This window comes from Pantoea sp. 9140 (assembly GCF_000745295.1).
GTDB lineage: Bacteria > Pseudomonadota > Gammaproteobacteria > Enterobacterales > Enterobacteriaceae > Pantoea > Pantoea vagans.
The window spans coordinates 1,599,511-1,621,567 of sequence record NZ_JQNO01000001.1 but is presented as its reverse complement, the minus strand read 5'-3'; the positions used below and the strand labels follow the sequence as shown (position 1 = coordinate 1,621,567).

Below are 22,057 nucleotides of genomic sequence, written 5' to 3'. Positions count from 1 at the left end.
GTCATCAAAATTAAAATCTGATCAACAGTTTGTTATAAGGTTTTTAACCCTGGATTATCAGCTCAGGCCGGTTGTCAGAAAATTCTTGCCCTGCCGCCCGTAATCAGCCAAATTAGTCGCCGCTTTTCCCTTCTAATAACAATCTCGCGCATGAAAAACTCACATGACGCGGACTTAATTGCTGTCCCGAAACAGGGTATGAAAAAACTGAGGTACATGTGTCAACTGCAAACAAACACACTGATGAGGCTGTCAGTCTCAATGCGTTTAAACAGCCGAAGGCGTTCTACTTAATCTTCTCGATTGAGTTATGGGAACGTTTTGGCTTCTATGGCCTGCAGGCCATTATGGCGGTTTACCTGGTGAAGCAACTGGGATTGTCTGAATCAGACTCCATCACCCTGTTCTCTTCATTCAGCGCGCTGGTTTATGGACTCGTCGCCATTGGCGGCTGGCTCGGCGATAAAGTGCTGGGCACCAAACGTGTGATTGTGCTGGGCGTGCTGGTACTGGCACTGGGTTATGCGCTGGTAGCATTCTCCGGTCATAACGTCAGCATCGTCTATATCGGTATGGCGACCATCGCCGTGGGCAGCGGGCTGTTCAAAGCGAACCCCTCTTCGCTGCTCTCCACCTGCTACGACAAAGATGATCCGCGTATCGATGGTGCCTTCACCATGTTCTATATGTCGATCAACATCGGTTCACTGTTTTCGATGATGCTCACACCGTGGTTAGCGGCGAAATATGGTTACAGCGTTGCCTTCTCGCTGTGCGTTATCGGTCTGATCATCACCCTGTTTAACTTCCTGTTCTGCAAACGCATGGTCAAGGATTACGGTTCTAAGCCCGACTTTGCACCGCTGCAGGTCGGAAAACTGCTGATGACGCTGGTTGGCGTCGTAGTGCTGATCGCGCTGGCGAACTGGATGCTGCATCATCAGGTCATTGCACGCCTGGTGCTGGCTGTGATTGCGCTGGGTATCGTGCTGGTGTTTGCCAAAGAAGCCTTTGCACTGCAGGGCGCAGCGCGTCGTAAAATGATTGTGGCCTTCCTGCTGATGGTCGAAGCGATTCTGTTCTTCGTGCTCTATATGCAGATGCCAACGTCACTCAACTTCTTTGCTATCCGCAACGTTGAGCACACAATTCTCGGCATTACCTTTGCGCCCGAGCAGTTCCAGGCGCTGAACCCGTTCTGGATCATGCTGGCCAGTCCGCTGCTGGCGGCGCTCTACAACAAGCTGGGGGATAAGCTGCCGATGCCGCACAAGTTTGCCTTTGGTATGGTGCTCTGCTCCGCTGCGTTCCTGGTGCTGCCGGTGGGCGCGAAGTTTGCCAGCGATGCCGGTATCGTTTCTGTTAACTGGCTGATCCTGAGCTATGCGCTGCAGAGTATTGGTGAGCTGATGATCTCCGGCCTCGGCCTGGCGATGGTCGCGCAGCTGGTGCCTCAGCGTCTGATGGGCTTTATCATGGGCTCCTGGTTCCTGACCACCGCAGGCGCGGCGGTCATTGCCGGTAAAGTGGCCAATCTGATGGCGGTGCCTGAAAACGTGACCGACCCGCTGATTTCGCTGGCGACCTACAGCCGCGTATTCCAGCAGATTGGTATCGTGACCGCTGTCATCGCTCTGCTCATGCTGATTACGGCGCCGTTGCTGAACCGTATGACGCAGGATCCTGACGCGAAGAAATAACGTGCAGGCGTCATCGCTGCCGTGACACGAATCAGCCGGGCTCTGCCCGGCTTTTTTTATTGCTGCCCCTTTCCCTCATCGATCCCTGATCCTTATCACTGGCAATTCCACCCTGAGCCTTTACTATGCTGTGATCCCATTGCAACAAGGAGTACATGGTCATGAAACTGTTTTGCAAAGCAGGAGCCTGCTCTCTTTCTCCCCACATTGTTATGCGCGAATGCGGACTGGACTTCACGCAGGTGAGTGTTGATCTGGCCACAAAACTCACTGAACGGGGCGATGATTTCCGCCAGATTAACCCTAAAGGCCAGGTGCCCGCGCTGCAACTCAGCGACGGCTCCGTGCTGACGGAAGGTGTTGCCATTGTGCAGTACCTGGCAGATCTCAAGCCCGATCGCCATCTGCTGGCACCGGTCGGCAGCCTGACGCGTTATCACACCGTGGAGTGGCTCAGCTTCATCGGCAGCGAGCTGCACAAAAGCTTTGGGCCGCTGTTTCGTCCCGGTTACTCCGATGAGGTGAAAGCACAGACGCGCAGCCAGCTGGAAGCGAAATTCTGCTATGTCGATGCGTCACTGCGCGGCAGACAGTGGCTGATGGGGCTGCATTTCAGCGTGGCGGATGCCTATCTGTTTGTGGTGACACGCTGGGCAAAAGCGCTGGGACTGGATCTGTCCGGCTTTACGGCGCTGGAGGCGTGGTTTGATCGCGTTGCCGAACGTCCTGCGGTGCAGGCGGCGCTGAAAGCGGAAGGCTTAGCCTGAGTGAACAGGGCCGGTTAACCGGCCCTTTTGCTTTACAGCTTTTCTGCCGAGAAATGCTGCGTCGGACTGGCGATGGCATCCTGGGCTGCCACCAGCTGCAGCTCATACTCGCCCATCTGGTGGGTTTTCAGCATCACCTCATAGACCGCTGCAGTGACGTGCTCCAGCGCATCCTGCAATGATTTGCCGTGCAGCAGATTCACCAGCAGCAGACCGCTGGTGAGATCGCCCACGCCGACCGGCTGACGCACACCGAAATCGACCAGCGGACGGCTGATGTGCCAGGCGTCTTCCGCCGTTACCAGCAGCATCTCAAAGCGATCGCTGCGACGACCGGCGCGCGCCAGGTGCTTCACCAGTACCACGCGTGGTCCCTGGGCAATCAGCGCCCGCGCCGCGTCGACTGCCGCGTCGACGTCGGTAACGGTGCGTTCGCTCAGCATCTCCAGTTCAAGCAGATTCGGGGCGATAATGTCGCTGGCCGGCATTGCCATTTTGCAGTGAAACTCCGCCACGCCGGGTGCCACAATGCAGCCTTTCTCGGGGTGACCCATCACCGGATCGCAGAAGTACCAGGCATTTGGGTTAGCTGCTTTGACCTGCCGAACAATCTGCAGAATCTGCTCGCCCTGCTCTGCCGAACCCAGATAGCCGCTCAGCACCGCGTCACAGGTCTTCAGGCGGTCAATATCCGCAATACCTTTAACGATGTCGGTTAAATGCGTTGCAGGCATCACCGTGCCGGTCCAGTGGCCATATTGCGTATGGTTGGAAAACTGTACGGTATTCAGCGGCCAGACGTTTGCCCCCAGGCGGCGCATCGGAAACTCAGCAGCCGCGTTACCGGCGTGACCAAAAACAACGTGCGACTGAATCGCTAAAATATTTTTCACTTGTTTGCCCTGTCCTGCCTTGCCATAAAAAAGGGCCGGAAACCGGCCCTGAAATCTTACTGCCAGTTAATCAGGCAGTAATGTTTCTTGCCGCGACGCAGCAGCGTAAAGCGGTTAAACAGTTTGTCGCTGTCGCTGAAGCGGTATTCCGCATCAGACTGCTTTTCACCATTCAGAGAAACGGCATTGGAGCCGATCATGGTGCGTGCCTGACCGCGAGACGGCACCAGCTCAGCTTTCACCAGCGCCTGCTGCAGATCGTCGTCAGCGCCCAGCACGATAGTGGGCATACCATCCTGCGCCAGCTGTTCAAAATCGGCTTCGGTCATGTCGCTCACGGAGCCTGAGAAGAGGCTGGCCGTAATACGTTTTGCCGCCGACAGACCCGCTTCGCCATGCACCAGACGCGTTACCTGCTCAGCCAGTACATACTGCGCACGTGGCGCGGTGCCGCTGTTTTTGTCCTCTTCTTCCAGCGCGTTGATCTCTTCAATGCTCAGGAAAGTGAAGAACTTCAGGAAGCGATAGACGTCAGCATCCGCCGTGTTAATCCAGAACTGATAGAACTTGTACGGGCTGGTTTTCTTCGCATCCAGCCAGACTGCGCCGCCTTCGGTTTTGCCGAATTTGGTGCCGTCAGACTTAGTGATCAGCGGAACGGTCAGGCCAAAGACCTGGTTCTGATGCAGACGACGGGTCAGGTCGATACCAGAGGTGATGTTACCCCACTGATCGGAACCGCCAATCTGCAGCGATACGCCGTGACGCTTGTTCAGGCAGGCAAAGTCATAGCCCTGCAGCAGATTGTAGGAGAACTCGGTAAAGGAGATGCCCTGATCGTCACGGTTCAGACGCTGCTTCACCGCTTCTTTATTGATCATCTGGTTAACGGAGAAGTGTTTACCGATATCACGCAGGAAGGTCAGCACGTTCATGCTGCCAAACCAGTCGTAGTTATTGGCGGCGATGGCGCTGTTGCTGCCGCAATCGAAGTCGAGGAATGGCGCCACCTGCTGGCGGATCTTCTCAACCCATTCGTTGACGGTGTCACTGGTATTAAGTTTACGCTCTGCGGCTTTGAAGCTCGGGTCGCCAATCAGACCGGTTGCACCCCCGACCAGCGCCACCGGCTGATGGCCGGCATCCTGAAAACGCTTCAGGCAGAGCAGCGGTACCAGATGGCCCAAATGCAAGCTGTCAGCAGTGGGGTCAAAGCCGCAATAGAGCGAAATTGGCCCCTGCGCCAGTTTCTCTGTTAACGCGTCTTCATCCGTCACCTGGGCGATAAGGCCCCTCTCCTGCAATTGTTGTATCAGGTTACTGCTGGTCATTACTGACTCCAAATTGATCAGACTGCACCTATGCTGGTACACAGCTTTCCGCTGAGTTGCGGAATCGAAAAAAATGAGGGCTATAGCATAAAGCGCTGACGCCTTCTGTGCCAGCGCTGATAGGGGGAAATCATGCAGATTCAGGGTGCCAGACGGTCGATTTTCCAGCCGTCGCCATCGCGCTGATAGATGAAACGATCGTGCAGACGATGTTCGCCTCCCTGCCAGAACTCCACGGTGTGAAATTTCACCCGGTAGCCACCCCAGAAGCTGGGCAGCGGCACGTCGCCCTGCTGGAACTTCTGCTTAAGCTCAAGGAACTTTCCTTCCAGAATGCCACGGGCCGAAATCCGGCTCGACTGCTTCGACACCCAGGCCCCAATCTGGCTGTCGCGCGGACGGCTGTGGAAATATTTCAGCACCTCCAGCGGCGACAGTTTCTCCACTTCGCCCAGAACCATCACCTGACGCTCCAGGTAGTGCCACGGGAAGTGCAGGCAAATGCGCGGATTGTGCGCCAGCTGCAGCGCCTTGCGGCTGCCAAGGTTGGTGTAAAACACCATGCCCTGCGCATCGAAGTGTTTCAGCAGCACGATGCGCTGCCACGGCTGGCCCTGCTCATCCACGGTGGCCACGGTCATTGCCGTGGGATCGGGCAGTTTTGCTTCACACGCCTGGCTCAGCCACTGTTCAAACAGGGCTATCGGATTATCCGGCAGATCCTTACGACGCAATCCGCCGCGGGTATATTCGCGCCGCAGATGGGCAATGGTGTGTAGCGTTTCGCTGTCGCTCATAATGCTCGCCTATTCAGATAAAGAGTCAGCTGGCAGGTTGCAGCTCACAATCGTTCACGACGATTTTATCATTACGTTCGATAAATGCGCCGTTTCCTTTGGACCAGAACACATAGGTGTTGTCGCTGTAGCGCGCGCCGGAAGCGGATACCGTCTGCTTCAGCGTCAGGGGCTGGCCATCCATAATAAAGCTCACCTGCTCTTTCGCCTCATCCAGCGTCACGGTCAGGGGCAGGGTTCCGCAGCGATAGTGCAGGGTCTGCGGCGACGGTGGCTGTTTATGCATCAGGCTACAGCCCGAGAGCAGCAGCACCGCGGTAACGGTTAATCCTTTCAACATTAGCGGGTCTCCATCACGAGTGAAGCTGGCATTATAAGAAGGATTTGGCGCGAAGTAAGTGGGAATCCACACCAATCTGGTGGATGCTGTCAGGCAGCCTGAATTATTGCGCATTTTCAGGCGGTTGTCTGAATGCACAGGCCGCGTTCTCAGGCTACGCTCTATAGATCTTAAGCGAGGAAAACAAACATGAAATTTGATAACGAAGATGCATTTAAGCTGGCCGTGGCGTTTATGAACCACAAAGAGAATGCCACCGTTGCCAGCAGCTACTTTAAAACCTTTATCGACACCTACCAGAAATTTGACCGCTGGCTGAGCGCATCCGATCCGGTCAGCGCTATGAAAGCGGAAAAAGCGGCAGCCAAAGCTGGCGAAGACTCCCTTCTTTGATCCCTTTCCTCACTGGCCCGATAGTCATCAGGATATCGGGCCTGCGGACATGATCAGCTGTTAACGCTGGTGCAGACGATTACCCCTGGGACGACTCTGGCTTTAACAAAGAATATCGGCTTCGGCTGCCGTGCTTATTTCCTGCATTGGCGTCACGTTTATTCCGGCCCGGTAATGCCGCTGCTAAAACGGCATAAACAGCCGTGCACATTTGCAATAAATGCTATTCCCTGCCGTCATTCCCCAGAATAATCGCTACACCCCCCTTTTTTTGTCTAAAAAACCGGCAGCGAAACGTGTCAGGACCAGCAAACTCTATAAAGCCGTCTATGCTGTAAACGTCTGGTTATACTTCATGGAGTTGAAAAAAAATGAAAATGAAATCCCTGTCAGCCATTGCTTTGCTGGCTCTTTCTTTAGGTACGCTGGCGGGCTGCGCCTCGAATCAGTCGATTAAGACCACTGATGGCCGCACCATTGTGACTGATGGTAAACCGCAGATCGATTCAGATACTGGCCTGGTTTCTTATCGCGATGCTCAGACAGGAAAAACTGAGCAGATCAATCGCAATGAGATCAGTAATATGAGTGAACTCGACAACTAATATAAGGTGAATAAGATGAAAAAAGCGCTGATTTTACCTCTCGCCGCATTGATTGGTATGACCGTATTAACCGGCTGCACCCGTACCAGTTATGCGATTCAGACTAACGATGGACGCACCATTATTAGTGATGGCAAGCCTTCTGAGTCAGATGCTGGCCTGCTGGCCTACACTGACGCCAATGGCGTGAAGCAACAGATTAATAAAGCGGACGTTAAAGCGGTCTCTGAAGTACCGAAGAAATAAACCGGGCACGCTCGTCCAGTTAATAAAGCCGCCTACGGGCGGCTTTATTTTTTCCTGCGCTTAGTACGCCATGTGGCGCGACCGAATTTCTCTGCCACCTGCCGATTCCAATCAGAAATATCCGTCATGCTTTGGCAATAATATGGCAGGCAGCATAGCAATAATCGTGACTCACCCGCCTGTTGCTTATCTGAATTTCAGGCAATACTATCCTTTTTTACCAGCTTAATAGCTCAAACTGCTTTATCCGTAAAACAGATGTTTGCTTTTATTGTTTTTTATTAGAGACTTATCGCTTCGCTTAAAGGTTCATTTTATTTTTAAAATTTAAACCGCGTTTATCGGCGGTTTCCGATCTTTTAGTCCGGATTGCCTTTAACTAGACTATTCATATCGTTATTCAATCAGGAGGTCGCTGATGGTTTACCATGATAAAACAATCGGTCATAGGATTCTTGGTGAAGCCGCAATCAATCTGGCGTTTGAAGAGCAGGAGATTACACTGGTATCACTGATTCGCCAGCTGGGTGAAATGGCTGAAAACGAACGCAGCGATGAGCGCGTCGCACAGATTGCTGATACACGCAACTGGCTCAAAGGCTTTATCGAGGCCTCAACGCGCGACCGCGCCGAATTAAACTGGCTGGTCGAGACCGGACAGGCGCCGGTTTTCCTCAAAGATTATCGTTAATGCGCTGAATGACTGCGCTGTTGGTTCAGGGTGCCAGGCCTCGTCTGGTGCCATTACGCCTTTCCCTCACCACGCCAGTTTTTGCATTTTTTCTGTTTTATCGCTAAACGCTATGCTGATAGCACAAAAACCCCCTCTTCTGCGCTGAAATAGCTATACAGGCTCGCCTTTTTTGTATAACTTTGCCGCGAAGCGATCGTTTTTCCATCACCTTATTACAGGAAATCACCCATGTACCCGAACCAGAGACTGCCGCGGACGGCAGACGATATTGCCCGTTATTTTAATGCGGCAAGTCTGCCCTCACAGCAGGAAACGCTGGGCCAGGTAGTGGTGGAAATTCTGCATGCGGGCGGGAACGTAAACCGTAAAGCGATCTGTACCAAACTTCTTCGTCGGCTGGAAACAGCGTCTACGCAGGAAGAGGAGCGTCACTACCGTGCTCTTATCAGCCTGCTGTTTGGCCGTTAGGCAGCAAACGCTCTCTGCCAGCGACTTCCGTTAGTGCGTCAGCGGTTCTCCGCTTTCCGTCACCTGCTGTTGCAGCGGATGTTTCGCTGCGCGGGTTTCAAATCCCCCCTCGGCAGCAAAAACAGAGCAGCCAATAGCGGCTACGAGTGTCAGTAAGATTGCGGTTTTCACGAAGCAGGCCTTAATTATTACGCTACAGAATAAAACGTAAAAGCCTGGCACATAAACAGCGCCGGGAAAAGCGCACTGCAGACTTTCTCTGTCCGACAAAATACGGGCGGAGAAATGCCGGCTTATTGATTGACCCGCCCCGTAACGATTACCCCAGTACTTTTAATGCCAGCGCCAGCGTCTGCTGTTCGTTGCTCACATCGCTGACCTTGCCTGCCACCCGCATACCGTAAGCAATGCAGAGGATTAAACCGGCTGCCGCTTCACTGTCCAGCGTGTTATCGATTGAGCCATCCCGTTGCCCCAGCTCCAGCAGCGAGACCAGGAAGCGCTGATTACGCCGGACTACCTCATCAATACGCTGCGCCAGCGCCTGATCCATCGTCTGCAGTGCAATGGCAATGGCACTGGCAACGACCAGACAGCCGCGCCGCCCTTCGATAGCACGCGCCGAGTCGAGATAGAACTGCAACAGCTCGGTTATTTTTTCCCGTCCGCTGATACAGGGTGCCAGACGAAGGCGCAGCTCGGTATTTCTGAGCAACAGGTAACGTTCAAACACCAGCAGAAAAAGCGAGCGCTTATCTTTAAAGGCCTTATAGATGCTGCCTGCGGAGAGGTTCATCGCCTCACCCAGATCGCTTATTGATGTGGCGTGATACCCTTTTTGGCGGAAAACGATCATGGCGTGATCCAGAGCCTGTTCAATATCGAACTCTCTGGGGCGTCCCCGCTCTTTGTTTTTATGCGCTGTCGCTGTCGTGATCATTGTTACCGGTCTGGGAGGTACGTTCCTGTCAGAATCAGCCCGGATTCTATCCCAGGCACGGGTAACAAGTATAGATAGCGGCGATCGGCCAGCGACCTGACACTGACGGATGTCCGTTTCTGTCGCCCGATGATCAAGGGAAATAACCGGTTGTGCCCTGCAACCCGACACAGGTTACAGGGCAAACCGGTCACGACTCATTCAGATAATAACGCGGTCTCTTTGCGGCGATCTGCCCGTTGCTTCCTGCGTTGCTGGGCGTTTATTTTGATGAGCCATAACATAAACTGCTTAATAAGCAGGCTGGCGTGGCTCTCATTGTCAGCAAAGCATAAAAAGAGTCGGGTTTTGATATTGTTGTTGTCGTCGACCGCATAAATCTCATAGTCGTCGTGGTGGCGGGATTGAATGATTGCTGTGAAATGTATTGCAGGCCAGAGCATTACTCTGGCTTCAAACTCTCTGAAATCCATTATATTTACCTGGTTATTTTTTTAAAATGCCCGATGAAAAACGACTCAATCGGGCCAGGCAAAGCATAACTTCCTGTCACTTTAATCGCGTGATAAAAAAAGCTTTTAGCAGACGCTGCTACGTCAGCAACAGAGGAGGCCGGGCCCGCGCCTACTTAACCGCCGCCACCGGCAAATCCGTTACCCGTGTGGTATAGGCAGGTGACAGCATCTCGCGCTTCATCGCCCAGGCCTTGTTGATTCCCTGCCCGGCAAACCACAGCTTTCCGCTGCCGGTTTTGTTAATTTTATCCATCAGCTGCATCAGCTCCTGGCTGTTGCGGCGTGGCTGATGCTCATCAAACAGATCAAGCTGGGCCACGCCCTGACTGAAAAAATCCCCCAGCACGATGCCCGCCTTGATATAGCGATATCCCTTAATCCAGATGTTATCCAGACACGCCATTGCTACGTTGATGATGTCGCGGGTGTCCTGCGTCGGGATCAGCAACGTCTCTATAGACTGATTGCCATAAAAGGGTTCGTCAGTTGCGTGCGGGCTGGTGCGCAAAAATACCCCTATCTGACGGCAATACTGGTTCTCACGACGCAGTTTCTCTGCCGCGCGCTCCGCATAGGCACAGACGGCTTCGCGCATCTGGTCATAATCGGAGATGCGGCTGCCAAACGAACGCGAACACATGATTTGCTGCTTATCCGGTGTCACTGACTCCAGTTCCAGGCAGGATTCGCCACGCAGTTCTCTGACGGTACGCTCCATCACCACGCTGAACTGTTTGCGAATGGATTCGGTGCTTTGATCGGCCAGATCTTTCGCCGTCATAACGCCCATGGCGTTGAGTCGTTTGCCGATCCGGTGCCCCACGCCCCAGACGTCAGCCACATCGATCAGTGCCAGCAGCTTTCTCTGTCGTTCGGGGTCCGACAGATCAACAATACCGCCGGTTTTGCTCCACTTTTTGGCCGCAAAATTCGCCAGTTTGGCCAGCGTTTTGGTCTGTGCAATACCGATGCCGACGGTCAGATGGGTCTCTTTGCGGATCCGTTCTTTGACCTGACGGCCAAAGGTCTCCAGCGCCATGCAGTTCTGCACGCCGGTGAGATCCATAAACGCCTCGTCGATCGAGTAGATTTCTACCGAGGGGGCCATCTCTTCGAGGATGGTCATCACCCGATGGCTCATGTCGGCATAGAGCGCATAATTTGAACTGAAGACCTGTACCGCGTGACGCGTCAGCTCTTCGCGCATTTTAAAATAGGGCGCGCCCATTTTAATGCCGGCTTTCTTTGCCTCGGCGCTGCGCGCAATCACACAGCCGTCATTGTTGGACAGCACCACCACCGGTTTGCCTTTCAGATCCGGCCGGAAAACGGTTTCACACGACGCATAAAAGCAGTTCACATCGACCAGCGCGAACATGGTCAGTGTGTCGATTTAATAACAAAGGTCACAACACCAAACACCTCCAGCGCATCTTCGGTCTGGATAGCGATCGGTTTAAATTTGGTATTCATCGGCATCAGTTGCAGGCAGGGGTGAAGCTGAAGACGTTTAACGGTAAATTCACCGTCGACGGCGGCCACCACGATATCGCCGTGTGAGGCGGTGAGCGAGCTGTCGACCACCAGCATGTCACCATCGTTAATGCCCGCTTCAATCATCGACTCGCCGCTGACGCGGACAAAATAGGTGGCGCTGGGATGCTGCACCATCAGCGCATTGAGATCGATACGTTGTTCGACATAATCCTGCGCCGGGGAGGGAAATCCACACGGCACACGTTCGATATAAAGCGGTAAAGGCATAACGGCGCGAATGTCCGCAGGTTTAATGAATTCCATAATTTCACTCCTTTCTCAGATTACTGTATATAAATACAGTAATAGCTAATCCCCCATTTAATCAAGTAACACGGAACATTTTTAAGCAAAGGAGTTGATGGCAATGCACTTTTTTACCCCTTTTTTTTCTCACTGCTGTGAGAGTAAGCGGAAACAGGTTACTTTTACCGCAGCACGGGAATATCAGCGTTTTTTTCTTTCAGTAACTAATCTTATAAATTCACCCGCTGATTATTTTTACTTAAGGAAAATCTGACAACGTCTCTGTGGCATTCGCTGAGGTTTGAATATTCAGAGCAGGCTGGTTATTCTGCCTTTTTTAAGGCCTGGAGGGGTTATGGCAGACGACGATCGAGTTAAACATCTGGAAGAGGCAGTTGCGCAGTTAACGGTTGAGACCACGGTATTAAAAGCGATACTCGGTCAGCAAATTGCGCTGAATAATCTCAACTACAAAGGGAAGTTTGACGATGTGCTGGCCGCCCTGGCAAAAGAATATGCCGAACGCGGTCTGGAGGAAGGCAACAATCAGGCAATCCATGACGCTCTGCGCCAGTATATTAAATATGAGCCACCCGCAATGGAATAGGACTTTCCGGCAGCGTCCGCTCACCGGACGTTACCGGCTCCTGAACACTGCCATCCCCTGACCTGCCCCGTCCCCGGGTTAGGGTTAGGGTTTACGCCTGGTTATCACTCTCCAGCGCATCCTGAATCGCATCGGCCAGATTACCAATTTCATTCGCCACGGCCTGCAGGTCCCAGGAGGCTTTTGAGCCGGTTGCTGACGTTGAAGCGCTGACGGACTCCTTTGCCACTGACAGCGCCGCTGCCACAGCCACTGAACGTTTATGTTGTTCCTGAGTCACGCCCGCAGGCGGAATCGCAAAATAGTCGTGAACCATGATCATTTCCTTGTGATGAATAAGGGCTCAACCTTAGCCTTCTGCATCAGGCGTGGGAAGTGAATTATGTGGCATGACCTGTCAGGCGGACAGGATTGCAGCAGTCGTGTTGCGTTGTCCGTTTTTCCTGCGCAAAAAACCTGTACGGCCTGTACAGGTTTTTTGCTGAAATGTCTGGCTGAACGGCTATTGTATCGTTTTCGCACGGCGGAAAAAAAGAGGCGTTACGCACCAGCGGACGCTATCATCCTGCGAAAAAAATCCTTTAAAACCCTGAATTAACTCAGATAAAGCCTGAAAACCCGACACACCTCCGTTGTCTGCCTGCCCCTTAACACCTCTGACCAGTGATCTTTTGTCAAATTTTATTGTACAACTTTGTCGTTCTTGTATAACTTTGTCTCGTGATGTTAAATCACTTGTAACGAGTGTGCTTTGCACCGCATCTGAAGGTGTTGTGGATTTCCACCTTCAGATGCAATTTTTTTTGCGTCAGCCGGTTACCGGATCTGAATCGACGCATTCCTCCCCAATTTCTTATGAGGCCTGACATGCAAACAACGATGAATACAGAGTCTCAGATTTCTGATTACTTCATGAACTCTGGTACAGCGCTGACGACTGAAAAACAGGTTATCGCCGCGGTCCATGCTGAACTCGCACGAGCCAAAGCCCATGTCTCCGATAAAGACATCGTGCTGGGCCTGATTCACCACCTGGAGAGTGAGCGCGACGTGGTTAAGCAGGATATTTACCGTCAGGCTCTTGAACATGTTCTGCAGCGTGCAACGGCTACCAGCGAAAGCTAAAAACCTGTGTCTGTTATGACGGAACGCGAATTAGCACGGATGCTTTTCCATTACGGAATCGGCCCCTTTTAAAGGGGCTTTTTTATTGCTGCTGCACTGCATCACCCGCCTCTTTTTTACCTCCCGCATTGCCTGCCCTGCCGGACCACATATAGCGCTACTATTTACCGTTTTTGCCGCTTATTTCACCTTAAATTGCGATTAATTGCTCTCGGCTCGCTTTATTTATCCAATATCTGTGTCCAGGCTTTTTCTGCATCCACTGCAAACACAGACGAGGAAAATAATCATGTTTCATCATTCATCAAAACTTCAATTCCCGGTTCGTGTAGAGAAGCCCGATCCAGAGTTTGCCATGCTGTTACAGCAGGCCATCGGTGGCGTCGAGGGTGAGATTCGTGTAGCGATGCAATACTTTTTCCAGGCGATGGGCGCGCGGGGTGATGCGCGGATTCGGGATCTGCTGATCTCTACCGCCACCGAAGAGCTGAGCCATATCGAAATGCTGGGCTACGCCGTAGCGCTTAACCTTGAAGGCGCACCGCTCTCTTACCAGGAAGCGTCAGCGAAAGATCCGGTCGTTAATGCGATTCTGGGCGGCATGAATCCGCGCCATATCCTTTCTTCCGGTCTGGCGGCAATGCCAGTGAACGCCAACGGCATGCCGTTCGACATGAGCCACATCTACGCCTCTGGCAACGTGGCGGCCGATATGCTGGCTAACGTCACCGCAGAAGCCACCGGCCGCGTACTCGCCACCCGCCTCTACAACATGACCGAAGATAAAGGCATGAAGGATTTCCTCTCCTTCCTGATCGCCCGTGACACCATGCACCAGCAGCAGTGGCTGGCGGTGATCGAAGAGATGGGGGGCCTGAACGCGTCACTGCCGATCCCGAACAGCTTCCCGCAGGAACATGAGGCGCAGGAGCACTCTTACTACTGCCTGAATACCTCGCTGGATAAATCGCTGCCGGAAGGACGCTGGAGCAGTGGCCCCGCTTACGATGGTCATGGTCAGTTCAGCGCGAAACAGCAGCCCGAGATTCTGGGCGATGAGCCGCTGCTCGGCAATGCCCGTCCCGGCTCCGGTGCGCAGTCAGAGCAGATTGACGGCGTTACGCCACCGAAACCTTAATTGCCCGCCTGTCAGGGATCGATGCCCTGACAGGTTTTTCCCATCTTTTTTATGGAGGAGACGTCATGTCATCCACTCAGCGTCCACAACCCCCTTTCGAAGAGCAGCAGCAGACGTGGCCCGGCAGTACCGCCGCGATGCAGCCACAGCCCGATCATGGTGAAAAGAGTTATCAGGGTTCAGGCCGTCTGGCGGGTAAAAAAGCGATTATTACCGGCGGCGATTCCGGCATTGGCCGGGCCGTGGCGATTGCTTTTGCCCGGGAAGGGGCTGACGTGCTGATCTCTTATCTTGATGAGCATGAGGATGCGCAGGATACCGCCAGACTGGTTGAGGCCGCCGGTCAGAAAGCGATTTTAGTGCCCGGTGACATTACCGATGCATCACACTGCAACGCGCTGGTCGATAAAGCCGTTGAAGCCTTTGGTGAAATTAACATTGTGGTGAATAACGCGGCGTATCAGATGACGCGCGAATCGCTGGATGAGATCGGCGACGACGAGTTTGATCGGACGATGAAGACTAACCTGTACGCGATGTTTTACATCACCAAAGCGGCCACAAAACATATGCCTGCAGGCGGCTCGATCATTAATACGGCCTCGATCAATGCTGACCAGCCGAAACCGAAACTGCTCGCCTATTCCGCGACTAAAGCCGCCATCGTTAACTTCTCTGGCGGCCTGGCAGCCCTGCTGGCGGAGAAAGGCATCCGTGCCAATGCGGTCGCACCTGGTCCCATCTGGACACCGCTGATCCCATCGACCATGCCGGTTGAACAGGTTAAAAACTTTGGCAGTGAAGTACCGCTGCAGCGTGCCGGTCAGCCTGCTGAGCTGGCACCCACCTATGTGATGCTGGCCAGTGATGAAGCCAGCTACATTTCCGGGGCCACCATTGCCGTTACGGGCGGCGTCGCGATTATTTAACGTCTGCCGATTCCCTGGCCCCTTCAGCCAGGGGATCCTTTAGCAGCTTCTGCGCGACGCCCCACTGCCAGAGCGGTTCCCGCGCCAGATTTTTCATTTTCACTTCGCACATGATGTCGAAAGCCTGAAACGACAGCGCCCACCCATTCAGCGTCGGATTGAAGAAGAAGTCAGAGTGCGCCCGCAGTTTGCTTTTGCTCACGCCCAGTTGCTGCTGATCGGGCCAGCCCTCCTGCGGAATAATCCCCTCCTGAGAAATCGAATAGTGCAGCACCGGTCGCACGCCGCGCCAGGAGTCGATTACCCTGGCCACACGCGCGTCATCCGGCTGAATAAACTCGCTCTCTTTCACCCAGTGATGGTGGATATCCAGCACAACCGGACAGAGGGGTGCCGCCTGCAGCACATCATCCAGCGAGCAGGAGATCTCATCATTCTCCACCGTCAGCATCAGCCGCGCCTCCGGGCTGAGCTGATTAAACGACTGCTTAAAGCCGTCGAAGCCCGCCTTACCATTCATATGAATGTTGATTTTAAAATCCTGGAAGGTCTTACCGTAGCCCATCAGACAGGCGCAGAGCGTGTGATACTCCACATCCTCCAGTGCGCGCACCACCACATCGGGATTATCGGAAGCCAGCACGGTATATTGTCCCGGATGGAAGGAGAGCCGGATATCATGTGCCCGTGCCAGCTCGCCACAGCGGGCAAACAGCGGATAAAGCTCAGGCAGGAATTCCGCAAACAGCGGCGTCGCTTCGGGCACCGTGTAAAGTGGCAACAGATCGCTGCCGATACGCATCATTCGCAGCGGCGGCGGTAACGTGGCCAAATGCTCAAGCGTCAGGTAGAGATTATTGAGATTAGTAACGGTGATCTCATGAACCAGCTGATGACGTTCAGCGTGCGGTAAACTCAGAAATCGTTTACGGGTCGTCGCGCGAAACGGGAAGAACTGTTTGCCATCGCTATTGAGATATTTACATGCAAAGCCTAATTTCATGACTGCTCCTGATTAATGCTTATCAGAAGTGTAACAGGCCTCTGGCGACCAGCCAGTCGCGGGCCACAGCGACAGACTGAATAATGACAGGGAGAGAGACTATGCAGGGTCACGCGATCCAGCGCATCGCTATCGACGCGGCTGAACAGCTGCCCGCCGCCGAATCAGGCTATCCATTCGGGCCGGAACATCAGGTTTATAAAGTGTGTGGAAAAGTGTTTTTACTGCTGACCGAACTGCGGGGCGTACCGATTATTACCCTGAAATGCGAACCGCAGCAGGCAGAGCTGCACCGGGTGATCTATCCCTCGATCACTGCCGGTTACCATATGAATAAGCGCCACTGGATTACGGTGTATCCCGGCGACGGTCTCTCGCCAGGCCTGATTCAGCAGCTGGTTGAAGAGTCATATCAGCGGGTGGTGCGCGGCATCCCCGCCTCACGACGCCCGGTGTGGGTGGGATAAAGGCGGCGAAAGGTAATAATGAAAACCCGCTGTGACCAGCGGGTCATCAGCCCCGCCCCGGCACTCAGTGGTGCAGCATCTCATCCACCACCTGTGCGTTCGTCATCTGGTAAGGGTAATAGGTTGGCCAGTTGTCCATCTCCGCCAGCAGGGCCTGCTGAGACTGGTTGCCCATAAAGATATGGAAATGGGCGGACTTTCGTGGCCCGATGGTGTGGTCGCTGAACTGCACATATTTCGGCGCCTGACTGCTGACGTCCTGGCACTCGAACAGGTAGCGCACCCCTTTCTTCCCGGACGTGTAAGTCAGAATTTTGTGGCCTGCATAGTGATAGTGGCAGGCGCTGACCTTATCGCCGACGTGGAACTCCATCACGCCATTTTCGATCCCAATGGTATCGACGTCGGTAGCGTAGCCTTTGCGATAATAGGCCTTGTACTGTTCTGCCGTTTTACTGTTGTCCTGCTGCGCTTTCTTCTGCCAGACCGGGTCCAGTTCGCCGCTCTGCAACAGCGGATAGACCGACTGCCAGATTCCGTCCCAGTCAGAAAGCGGACGATCTTTCACATCGCTGTCAGCGAAAACCCCTTCAGCCGCCTTCTGCTCCATCGCTGACAATGGTTTTCCATGGGCATGCGTACCATGTGCCAGCGCCTGCTGACTCATTAACAGCGCGCCGACGATTCCCATCCATTTACCTGCATGATTTTTCAAAGCCTGATCCCCGATTAATGTAACAGCCAGAAATGCTATGATATAACATTTCACAATTCAACTCTGATGAACATTTCCCGGTATTAATTTTATTTAATGGTCAGGGGCCTCTTCTGGTATATCCCACGCACCGGTAATAAGCGGAACTACCGTGGCATCAAAGCGGGTTGTCACTATAGCGGGCGCGGACTGAGAGGCCGCTAAGCCAGACGGCACAAGGCGTGAATAAGCGAAGCGCTAATGAGAGCTGAGAGATAAGCGCGCGTTTTGAACCCGATAAAAAAGGCGCTGCGGGGTAGTTTAAATCGCGGATTTAACCTCAGCATTGTTCAGGTTGTTCTATATTTAGTGTCGCCGAACGTAAAATAACAGCTGGAGCATGGATTAATGTCGAAAGAAACCGAGAAGAAACCCCTGAGCGAGCGCGCGCCGACCACCGGCCCGGAATCATCAGAGCCGGGGCTGGGATCGCTGGCACCGAAAGATGGTTCGCATCAGCCCCCAGCCGAACCGACCCCGCCAGGCAAACAGCCTACCGCCCCGGGCAGCCTGAAAGCGCCACAAACACACAACGCCAAACTTGATCAGCTTGAAGCCAGCCGCAAAAACGGCACCGACCGCCCTCTGACCACCAACCAGGGCACACGCATCGCCAACGATCAGAACTCACTGCGTGCCGGTTCGCGTGGTCCGACGCTGCTGGAAGACTTTATTATGCGTGAGAAGATCACGCACTTTGACCATGAGCGTATCCCGGAGCGTATCGTGCACGCCCGAGGCTCTGCCGCACACGGCTATTTCCAGCCTTATCGTTCCCTGAAAGATCTGACCAAAGCGCAGTTCCTCAGCGATCCCGAGCAGACCACCCCCGTCTTCGTGCGTTTCTCCACGGTTCAGGGCGGCGCAGGTTCTGCCGATACCGTGCGTGATATCCGCGGTTTCGCCGCCAAGTTCTACACCGAAGAGGGTGTGTTTGACCTGGTCGGCAACAACACGCCCGTGTTCTTTATTCAGGATGCGCACAAATTCCCTGACTTTGTGCACGCCGTAAAGCCAGAGCCGCACAACGAAATCCCGCAGGGCCAGAGCGCCCATGACACCTTCTGGGATTACGTCTCTCTGCAGCCAGAAACCATGCATAACGTCATCTGGGCGATGTCTGACCGCGGCATTCCGCGCAGCTATCGCACCATGGAAGGCTTTGGTATCCACACCTTCCGCCTGATTAACGCCGAAGGCAAAGCGACCTTTGTCCGATTCCACTGGAAGCCGGTGGCCGGTAAAGCCTCGCTGCTGTGGGATGAGTCGCAGAAACTGACCGGTCGCGATCCCGATTTCCATCGTCGCGATTTGTGGGAAGCGATTGAAGCGGGTGATTTCCCGGAATATGAACTGGGTCTGCAGCTGATCCCGGAAGAAGATGAGTTCAAATTCGACTTCGATATTCTGGATGCCACCAAGCTGATCCCGGAAGCGCTGGTGCCGGTTGAGATCGTCGGCAAGATGGTGCTTAACCGTAATCCGGACAACTTCTTTGCCGAAACCGAGCAGGTGGCGTTCCACCCAGGTCATATCGTGCCGGGTCTGGATTTCTCCAACGATCCGCTGCTGCAGGGCCGCCTCTTTTCCTATACTGACACGCAAATCAGTCGTCTGGGCGGACCGAACTTCCATGAGATCCCGATCAACCGTCCGACCTGCCCATACCATAACTTCCAGCGTCAGGGCATGCATCGTCAGGATATCGACACCAATCCGGCAAACTACGAGCCGAACTCGATCAACGACAACTGGCCGCGCGAAACCCCACCTGCTGCAACCGGTGGCGGCTTCGAGAGCTATCAGGAGCGGGTTGAAGGTCATAAAGTGCGTGAGCGCAGCCCGTCGTTCGGTGAATATTATGCGCAGCCGCGTCTGTTCTGGAACAGCCAGACAGAGGTTGAGCAGCAGCACATCATTGGTGCCTACTCGTTTGAGCTGAGTAAAGTGGGTCGCGCCTATATCCGTGAGCGCGTAGTCGATCATCTGGCACGCATCGATACTAAGCTGGCGCAGGGCGTGGCGGATAACCTTGGACTCGCCCTGACCGATGAGCAGCGTAATATCCAGCCGCCGGCGGCAGTGAACGGCCTGACCAAAGATGACAGCCTGAGCCTTTATGCCATCCCGGATGGCGAGATCAAAGGTCGTCAGGTGGCACTGCTGCTGAGCGATGGCGTGAAAGCGGCTGATGTGCTGGCGATTCTGCAGGCGCTGAAAGCAGAAGGTGTGCACACCAAACTGCTGGCACCGCATATGGGCCAGGTGCGTGCGGATGACGGCTCAGTGCTGCCGGTTGATGCCACCTTTGCCGGTCTGCCTTCTCTGACCTTTGATGCGGTCATCGTGCCGAATGGCAATATCGATGCCCTGCTGCTAAGCGGCGATGCCCGTTACTTCCTGCTGGAAGCCTATAAACACCTCAAGGTGATTGGTCTGGTGGGCGACGCGCGCCGCTTTAAAGCGCAGTTCGGCCTGGAAGATGCCGATCAGGAAGAAGGCATTGTGCAGGGCGACTCCGCTGAGATCGCGCTGATGTCGGATTTCACGCAGGCGATGAAAGCGCACCGCGTCTGGTCCCGTAGCCAGAAGGCACAGTCCGTTCCGGCCTGATGCGTTGAGTAAATAAAAAACCGCCTCCAGGGGCGGTTTTTTTTATGCCGGAAAGCGTAGCACAGTCGCGTGCGCGGTAATCCGTCAGACGTTCCGTTATCAGAAGGTCTGCCAGTTCTCATTGTCTGTCACAGCGACAGGCTGACGTTTTGGCACAGCAATCGCCTTCGCAACCGGTGCGGCAGAGAACGCTGCGTGCAGCGTGCCGGTTTTGAATACCGACACCGTTTTACGCAGGTAGCTCGCCTGCTCTTCCAGCGAGGCGGCGGCAGTGGCGGACTCCTCCACCAGCGCGGCGTTCTGCTGCGTCACCCCATCCATTTCTGAGACTGCAATGCAGACCTGCTCAATGCCCCGCGTCTGTTCGGTCGAGGATGCCGCAATCTCTTCAATCAGCTGCGTCACACGACTCACCGACTTCACAATACTCTCCATCGCGGTGCCCGCCTGCGCAGCATGACCGGCACCGGTTTTGATGCGCTCTGCTGAGCGGTCGATCAGTCCACGAATTTCCTGCGCGGCGCTGGCGCTGCGTCCGGCCAGCGAGCGCACCTCACCCGCCACCACCGCAAATCCACGCCCCTGTTCACCGGCACGCGCGGCTTCAACCGCAGCATTCAGCGCCAGAATATTGGTCTGGAAGGCGATGCTGTCGATAATGGCGATAATACCGGCGATCTGATTCGAGCTTTCGCTGATCTGATCCATGTTGGCAATCACCCGGGCAACGGTCTCACCGCCCTGCAGGGCCGTAGCTGACGCCTCTTTCGACACCGTGGTCGCCTGCTGGGCATTGTCTGCGTTGAGCTTCACCGTCGAGGTGAGCTGCTCCATGCTGGCGGCGGTCTGTTCCAGCGCGGCTGCCTGCTGCTCGGTACGGGAAGAGAGATCGGTGCTGCCGGCAGAAATTTCCGCGGCACCGGTGAAGATTGAGCGAGTGGCGTCATCGACCGATGTAATGGTTACCACCAGCGCATCACGCATCTGCTGCAACTCCTGAATCAGCTGGCCCATCTCGTTGCGGCCCTCATGCTGAATCGCAGAGGTTAAATCACCGGCCGAGATAGCGCGCATATGAGCGGTCAGTCTGGCCAGCGGGTTAATCAGCAGCTTCTGCAGCCCCATCCAGACTGCCACCCCAATCACGCCGGTGATCAGGCCGATGGCCAGCAGCGCCCAGAGTGCATCTGTCAGGCTGCGCTGGTTGTGCAGAGAGGTATCTTTCATCAGCTGGATGTTCACTGCACGCCAGGCCTCATAGGCCGTGTCGAGCTGATCCTGTGCCGCCTGCGCTTCAAGGTTGCCATAGGCCGGGTAGTTGCCCTGCTTCAGAAAGGTGACAGAGGCCAGCATGGTGTCACGCATCTGCTGATAAGCAGTCTGAACCTGCGTCGACTGGGCTTCACTCTGTCCTGCTTTACGCGGCATCGCCTGCCACGCTTTAAAATCTGCATCCGCCTTTTCCGCTGACTGACCCGCCTGCTCCAGCAGCGCCGCCATCGCCGCCAGCGATTTAGGGTCCTGCTGATTTTTCAGGAAACGGATCGCCACGCGGTTGATGGTGACGCGGGTTTTAATCAGGGTTTTCACCGCATCACTCAGGTGCTGCTGCTGCAGCGTCAGCTGCTCGGCCGCCACGAAGTTTTTGTCGGCTTTTGACACGCCGTTGTAGAACAGAAATCCGGTCAGGGTCAGTAACGTAATAAAGACGGCCAGCACCGCCAGAATACCGTGAGTTATTTTAAGATTTTTAAGCATGTCCGCAGACTCATATCAGAGAAGATAAAGCTGTTATCGGCCAGCGAGGGATTTATCTGAGCGCAGTCGCAGAGAAGCCTGCTCTCCGCACCACGCCGGATGCAGCCAGCACGTCGTACTGCGCTGAAAAAAGAGTGTGACGCCGCCTGAACGCATTCGGCGCTTAACAAGCGCCCCCGTGCTGTGGTTGAA

The 22,057-nt window shown here is 54.4% G+C and carries 26 protein-coding genes; 13 read left to right on the top strand and 13 right to left on the bottom strand.

Going from position 1 to position 22,057, the window contains the following annotated elements:
- Positions 1–218: 218 nt before the first annotated feature.
- Both dtpA and gstA read left to right on the top strand, forming a co-directional pair.
- Positions 219–1,700, top strand: coding sequence for a dipeptide/tripeptide permease DtpA (gene dtpA / locus FA92_RS07695; protein WP_033782990.1), 1,482 nt, complete (start codon positions 219–221; stop codon positions 1,698–1,700).
- Between the two features lie 161 nt (positions 1,701–1,861).
- Positions 1,862–2,467 carry a glutathione transferase GstA gene (gene gstA / locus FA92_RS07690; protein ID WP_033782988.1) on the top strand — a complete coding sequence of 202 codons (606 nt, stop codon included), beginning with the start codon at positions 1,862–1,864 and terminating at the stop codon, positions 2,465–2,467.
- A 32-nt stretch (positions 2,468–2,499) separates the two neighbouring features.
- On the opposite strand, the gene pdxY is transcribed toward gstA, so the two are convergent.
- The 4 genes from pdxY to FA92_RS07670 all read right to left on the bottom strand — a co-directional run bounded on the left by pdxY (position 2,500) and on the right by FA92_RS07670 (position 5,828).
- Positions 2,500–3,360 carry a pyridoxal kinase PdxY gene (pdxY, locus tag FA92_RS07685; RefSeq protein WP_033782987.1) on the bottom strand — a complete coding sequence of 287 codons (861 nt, stop codon included), beginning with the start codon at positions 3,358–3,360 and terminating at the stop codon, positions 2,500–2,502.
- Positions 3,361–3,416: 56 nt separating this feature from the next.
- A complete protein-coding gene (gene tyrS / locus FA92_RS07680) occupies positions 3,417–4,691 on the bottom strand; it encodes a tyrosine--tRNA ligase (protein ID WP_033782985.1) in 1,275 nt (424 codons plus the stop codon).
- A gap of 140 nt (positions 4,692–4,831) precedes the next feature.
- Positions 4,832–5,488, bottom strand: coding sequence for a pyridoxamine 5'-phosphate oxidase (gene pdxH, locus FA92_RS07675; protein ID WP_033782984.1), 657 nt, complete (start codon positions 5,486–5,488; stop codon positions 4,832–4,834).
- 25 nt (positions 5,489–5,513) lie between these two features.
- Positions 5,514–5,828, bottom strand: a complete 315-nt coding sequence (locus FA92_RS07670) for an MliC family protein (protein WP_033782982.1) — start codon at positions 5,826–5,828, stop codon at positions 5,514–5,516.
- 189 nt (positions 5,829–6,017) lie between these two features.
- Between FA92_RS07670 and FA92_RS07665 the strand changes: the two genes are divergently transcribed.
- The 5 genes from FA92_RS07665 (at position 6,018) to ycgZ (ending at position 8,234) form a co-directional block, all read left to right on the top strand.
- Positions 6,018–6,221: a hypothetical protein gene (locus FA92_RS07665; protein WP_013357757.1), complete on the top strand. Its 204-nt coding sequence runs from the start codon at positions 6,018–6,020 to the stop codon at positions 6,219–6,221.
- 371 nt (positions 6,222–6,592) lie between these two features.
- Positions 6,593–6,826 (top strand): YgdI/YgdR family lipoprotein, encoded by a 234-nt coding sequence (locus FA92_RS07660; protein WP_010245442.1) that lies wholly within the window; start codon positions 6,593–6,595, stop codon positions 6,824–6,826.
- Positions 6,827–6,841: 15 nt separating this feature from the next.
- Positions 6,842–7,072, top strand: coding sequence for a YgdI/YgdR family lipoprotein (locus FA92_RS07655; protein WP_010245445.1), 231 nt, complete (start codon positions 6,842–6,844; stop codon positions 7,070–7,072).
- A 418-nt stretch (positions 7,073–7,490) separates the two neighbouring features.
- Positions 7,491–7,763, top strand: coding sequence for a hypothetical protein (locus FA92_RS07650; protein ID WP_033782981.1), 273 nt, complete (start codon positions 7,491–7,493; stop codon positions 7,761–7,763).
- A gap of 231 nt (positions 7,764–7,994) precedes the next feature.
- Positions 7,995–8,234, top strand: a complete 240-nt coding sequence (ycgZ, locus tag FA92_RS07645) for a regulatory protein YcgZ (RefSeq protein WP_033782980.1) — start codon at positions 7,995–7,997, stop codon at positions 8,232–8,234.
- Positions 8,235–8,264: 30 nt separating this feature from the next.
- On the opposite strand, the gene FA92_RS07640 is transcribed toward ycgZ, so the two are convergent.
- The 5 genes from FA92_RS07640 to umuD form a co-directional block, all read right to left on the bottom strand.
- Positions 8,265–8,405: a hypothetical protein gene (locus tag FA92_RS07640; RefSeq protein ID WP_234366537.1), complete on the bottom strand. Its 141-nt coding sequence runs from the start codon at positions 8,403–8,405 to the stop codon at positions 8,265–8,267.
- A gap of 148 nt (positions 8,406–8,553) precedes the next feature.
- Positions 8,554–9,174 (bottom strand): TetR/AcrR family transcriptional regulator, encoded by a 621-nt coding sequence (locus tag FA92_RS07635; protein WP_033782979.1) that lies wholly within the window; start codon positions 9,172–9,174, stop codon positions 8,554–8,556.
- A gap of 197 nt (positions 9,175–9,371) precedes the next feature.
- On the bottom strand, positions 9,372–9,647 hold the full coding sequence (locus FA92_RS07630; protein WP_033782978.1) for a hypothetical protein: 276 nt from the start codon (positions 9,645–9,647) through the stop codon (positions 9,372–9,374).
- 151 nt (positions 9,648–9,798) lie between these two features.
- Positions 9,799–11,067, bottom strand: coding sequence for a translesion error-prone DNA polymerase V subunit UmuC (gene umuC / locus FA92_RS07625; protein ID WP_033782977.1), 1,269 nt, complete (start codon positions 11,065–11,067; stop codon positions 9,799–9,801).
- Positions 11,068–11,069: 2 nt separating this feature from the next.
- Positions 11,070–11,489, bottom strand: a complete 420-nt coding sequence (gene umuD / locus FA92_RS07620) for a translesion error-prone DNA polymerase V autoproteolytic subunit (RefSeq protein ID WP_013357748.1) — start codon at positions 11,487–11,489, stop codon at positions 11,070–11,072.
- 337 nt (positions 11,490–11,826) lie between these two features.
- Between umuD and FA92_RS07615 the strand changes: the two genes are divergently transcribed.
- Positions 11,827–12,078: a hypothetical protein gene (locus FA92_RS07615; RefSeq protein WP_013357747.1), complete on the top strand. Its 252-nt coding sequence runs from the start codon at positions 11,827–11,829 to the stop codon at positions 12,076–12,078.
- A gap of 91 nt (positions 12,079–12,169) precedes the next feature.
- Here FA92_RS07615 and FA92_RS07610 read toward each other — a convergent pair whose 3' ends face one another.
- On the bottom strand, positions 12,170–12,394 hold the full coding sequence (locus FA92_RS07610; protein WP_033782975.1) for a hypothetical protein: 225 nt from the start codon (positions 12,392–12,394) through the stop codon (positions 12,170–12,172).
- A 551-nt stretch (positions 12,395–12,945) separates the two neighbouring features.
- Between FA92_RS07610 and FA92_RS07605 the strand changes: the two genes are divergently transcribed.
- The 3 genes from FA92_RS07605 to FA92_RS07595 all read left to right on the top strand — a co-directional run bounded on the left by FA92_RS07605 (position 12,946) and on the right by FA92_RS07595 (position 15,270).
- Positions 12,946–13,203 (top strand): biofilm development regulator YmgB/AriR family protein, encoded by a 258-nt coding sequence (locus FA92_RS07605; RefSeq protein ID WP_013357745.1) that lies wholly within the window; start codon positions 12,946–12,948, stop codon positions 13,201–13,203.
- A 289-nt stretch (positions 13,204–13,492) separates the two neighbouring features.
- A complete protein-coding gene (locus tag FA92_RS07600) occupies positions 13,493–14,341 on the top strand; it encodes a manganese catalase family protein (protein WP_033782974.1) in 849 nt (282 codons plus the stop codon).
- 65 nt (positions 14,342–14,406) lie between these two features.
- The gene (locus tag FA92_RS07595; protein WP_033782973.1) at positions 14,407–15,270 is read left to right on the top strand and encodes a glucose 1-dehydrogenase; all 864 of its coding nucleotides are present in this window, start codon (positions 14,407–14,409) and stop codon (positions 15,268–15,270) included.
- On the opposite strand, the gene FA92_RS07590 is transcribed toward FA92_RS07595, so the two are convergent.
- Positions 15,263–16,273: a UV damage repair endonuclease gene (locus tag FA92_RS07590; protein WP_013357742.1), complete on the bottom strand. Its 1,011-nt coding sequence runs from the start codon at positions 16,271–16,273 to the stop codon at positions 15,263–15,265. The two genes, FA92_RS07595 and FA92_RS07590, sit on opposite strands and share 8 nt — an antisense overlap.
- A gap of 101 nt (positions 16,274–16,374) precedes the next feature.
- Between FA92_RS07590 and FA92_RS07585 the strand changes: the two genes are divergently transcribed.
- A complete protein-coding gene (locus FA92_RS07585; RefSeq protein WP_013357741.1) occupies positions 16,375–16,740 on the top strand; it encodes an MmcQ/YjbR family DNA-binding protein in 366 nt (121 codons plus the stop codon).
- A gap of 64 nt (positions 16,741–16,804) precedes the next feature.
- On the opposite strand, the gene zinT is transcribed toward FA92_RS07585, so the two are convergent.
- Entirely contained in the window at positions 16,805–17,431 is a 627-nt protein-coding gene (zinT, locus tag FA92_RS07580) for a metal-binding protein ZinT (protein ID WP_033782972.1), read from the bottom strand.
- Positions 17,432–17,842: 411 nt separating this feature from the next.
- Between zinT and katE the strand changes: the two genes are divergently transcribed.
- Positions 17,843–20,107: a catalase HPII gene (gene katE / locus FA92_RS07575; protein ID WP_013357739.1), complete on the top strand. Its 2,265-nt coding sequence runs from the start codon at positions 17,843–17,845 to the stop codon at positions 20,105–20,107.
- 99 nt (positions 20,108–20,206) lie between these two features.
- On the opposite strand, the gene FA92_RS07570 is transcribed toward katE, so the two are convergent.
- Positions 20,207–21,865, bottom strand: a complete 1,659-nt coding sequence (locus FA92_RS07570) for a methyl-accepting chemotaxis protein (RefSeq protein WP_033782969.1) — start codon at positions 21,863–21,865, stop codon at positions 20,207–20,209.
- Between the last annotated feature and the right edge of the window lie 192 nt (positions 21,866–22,057).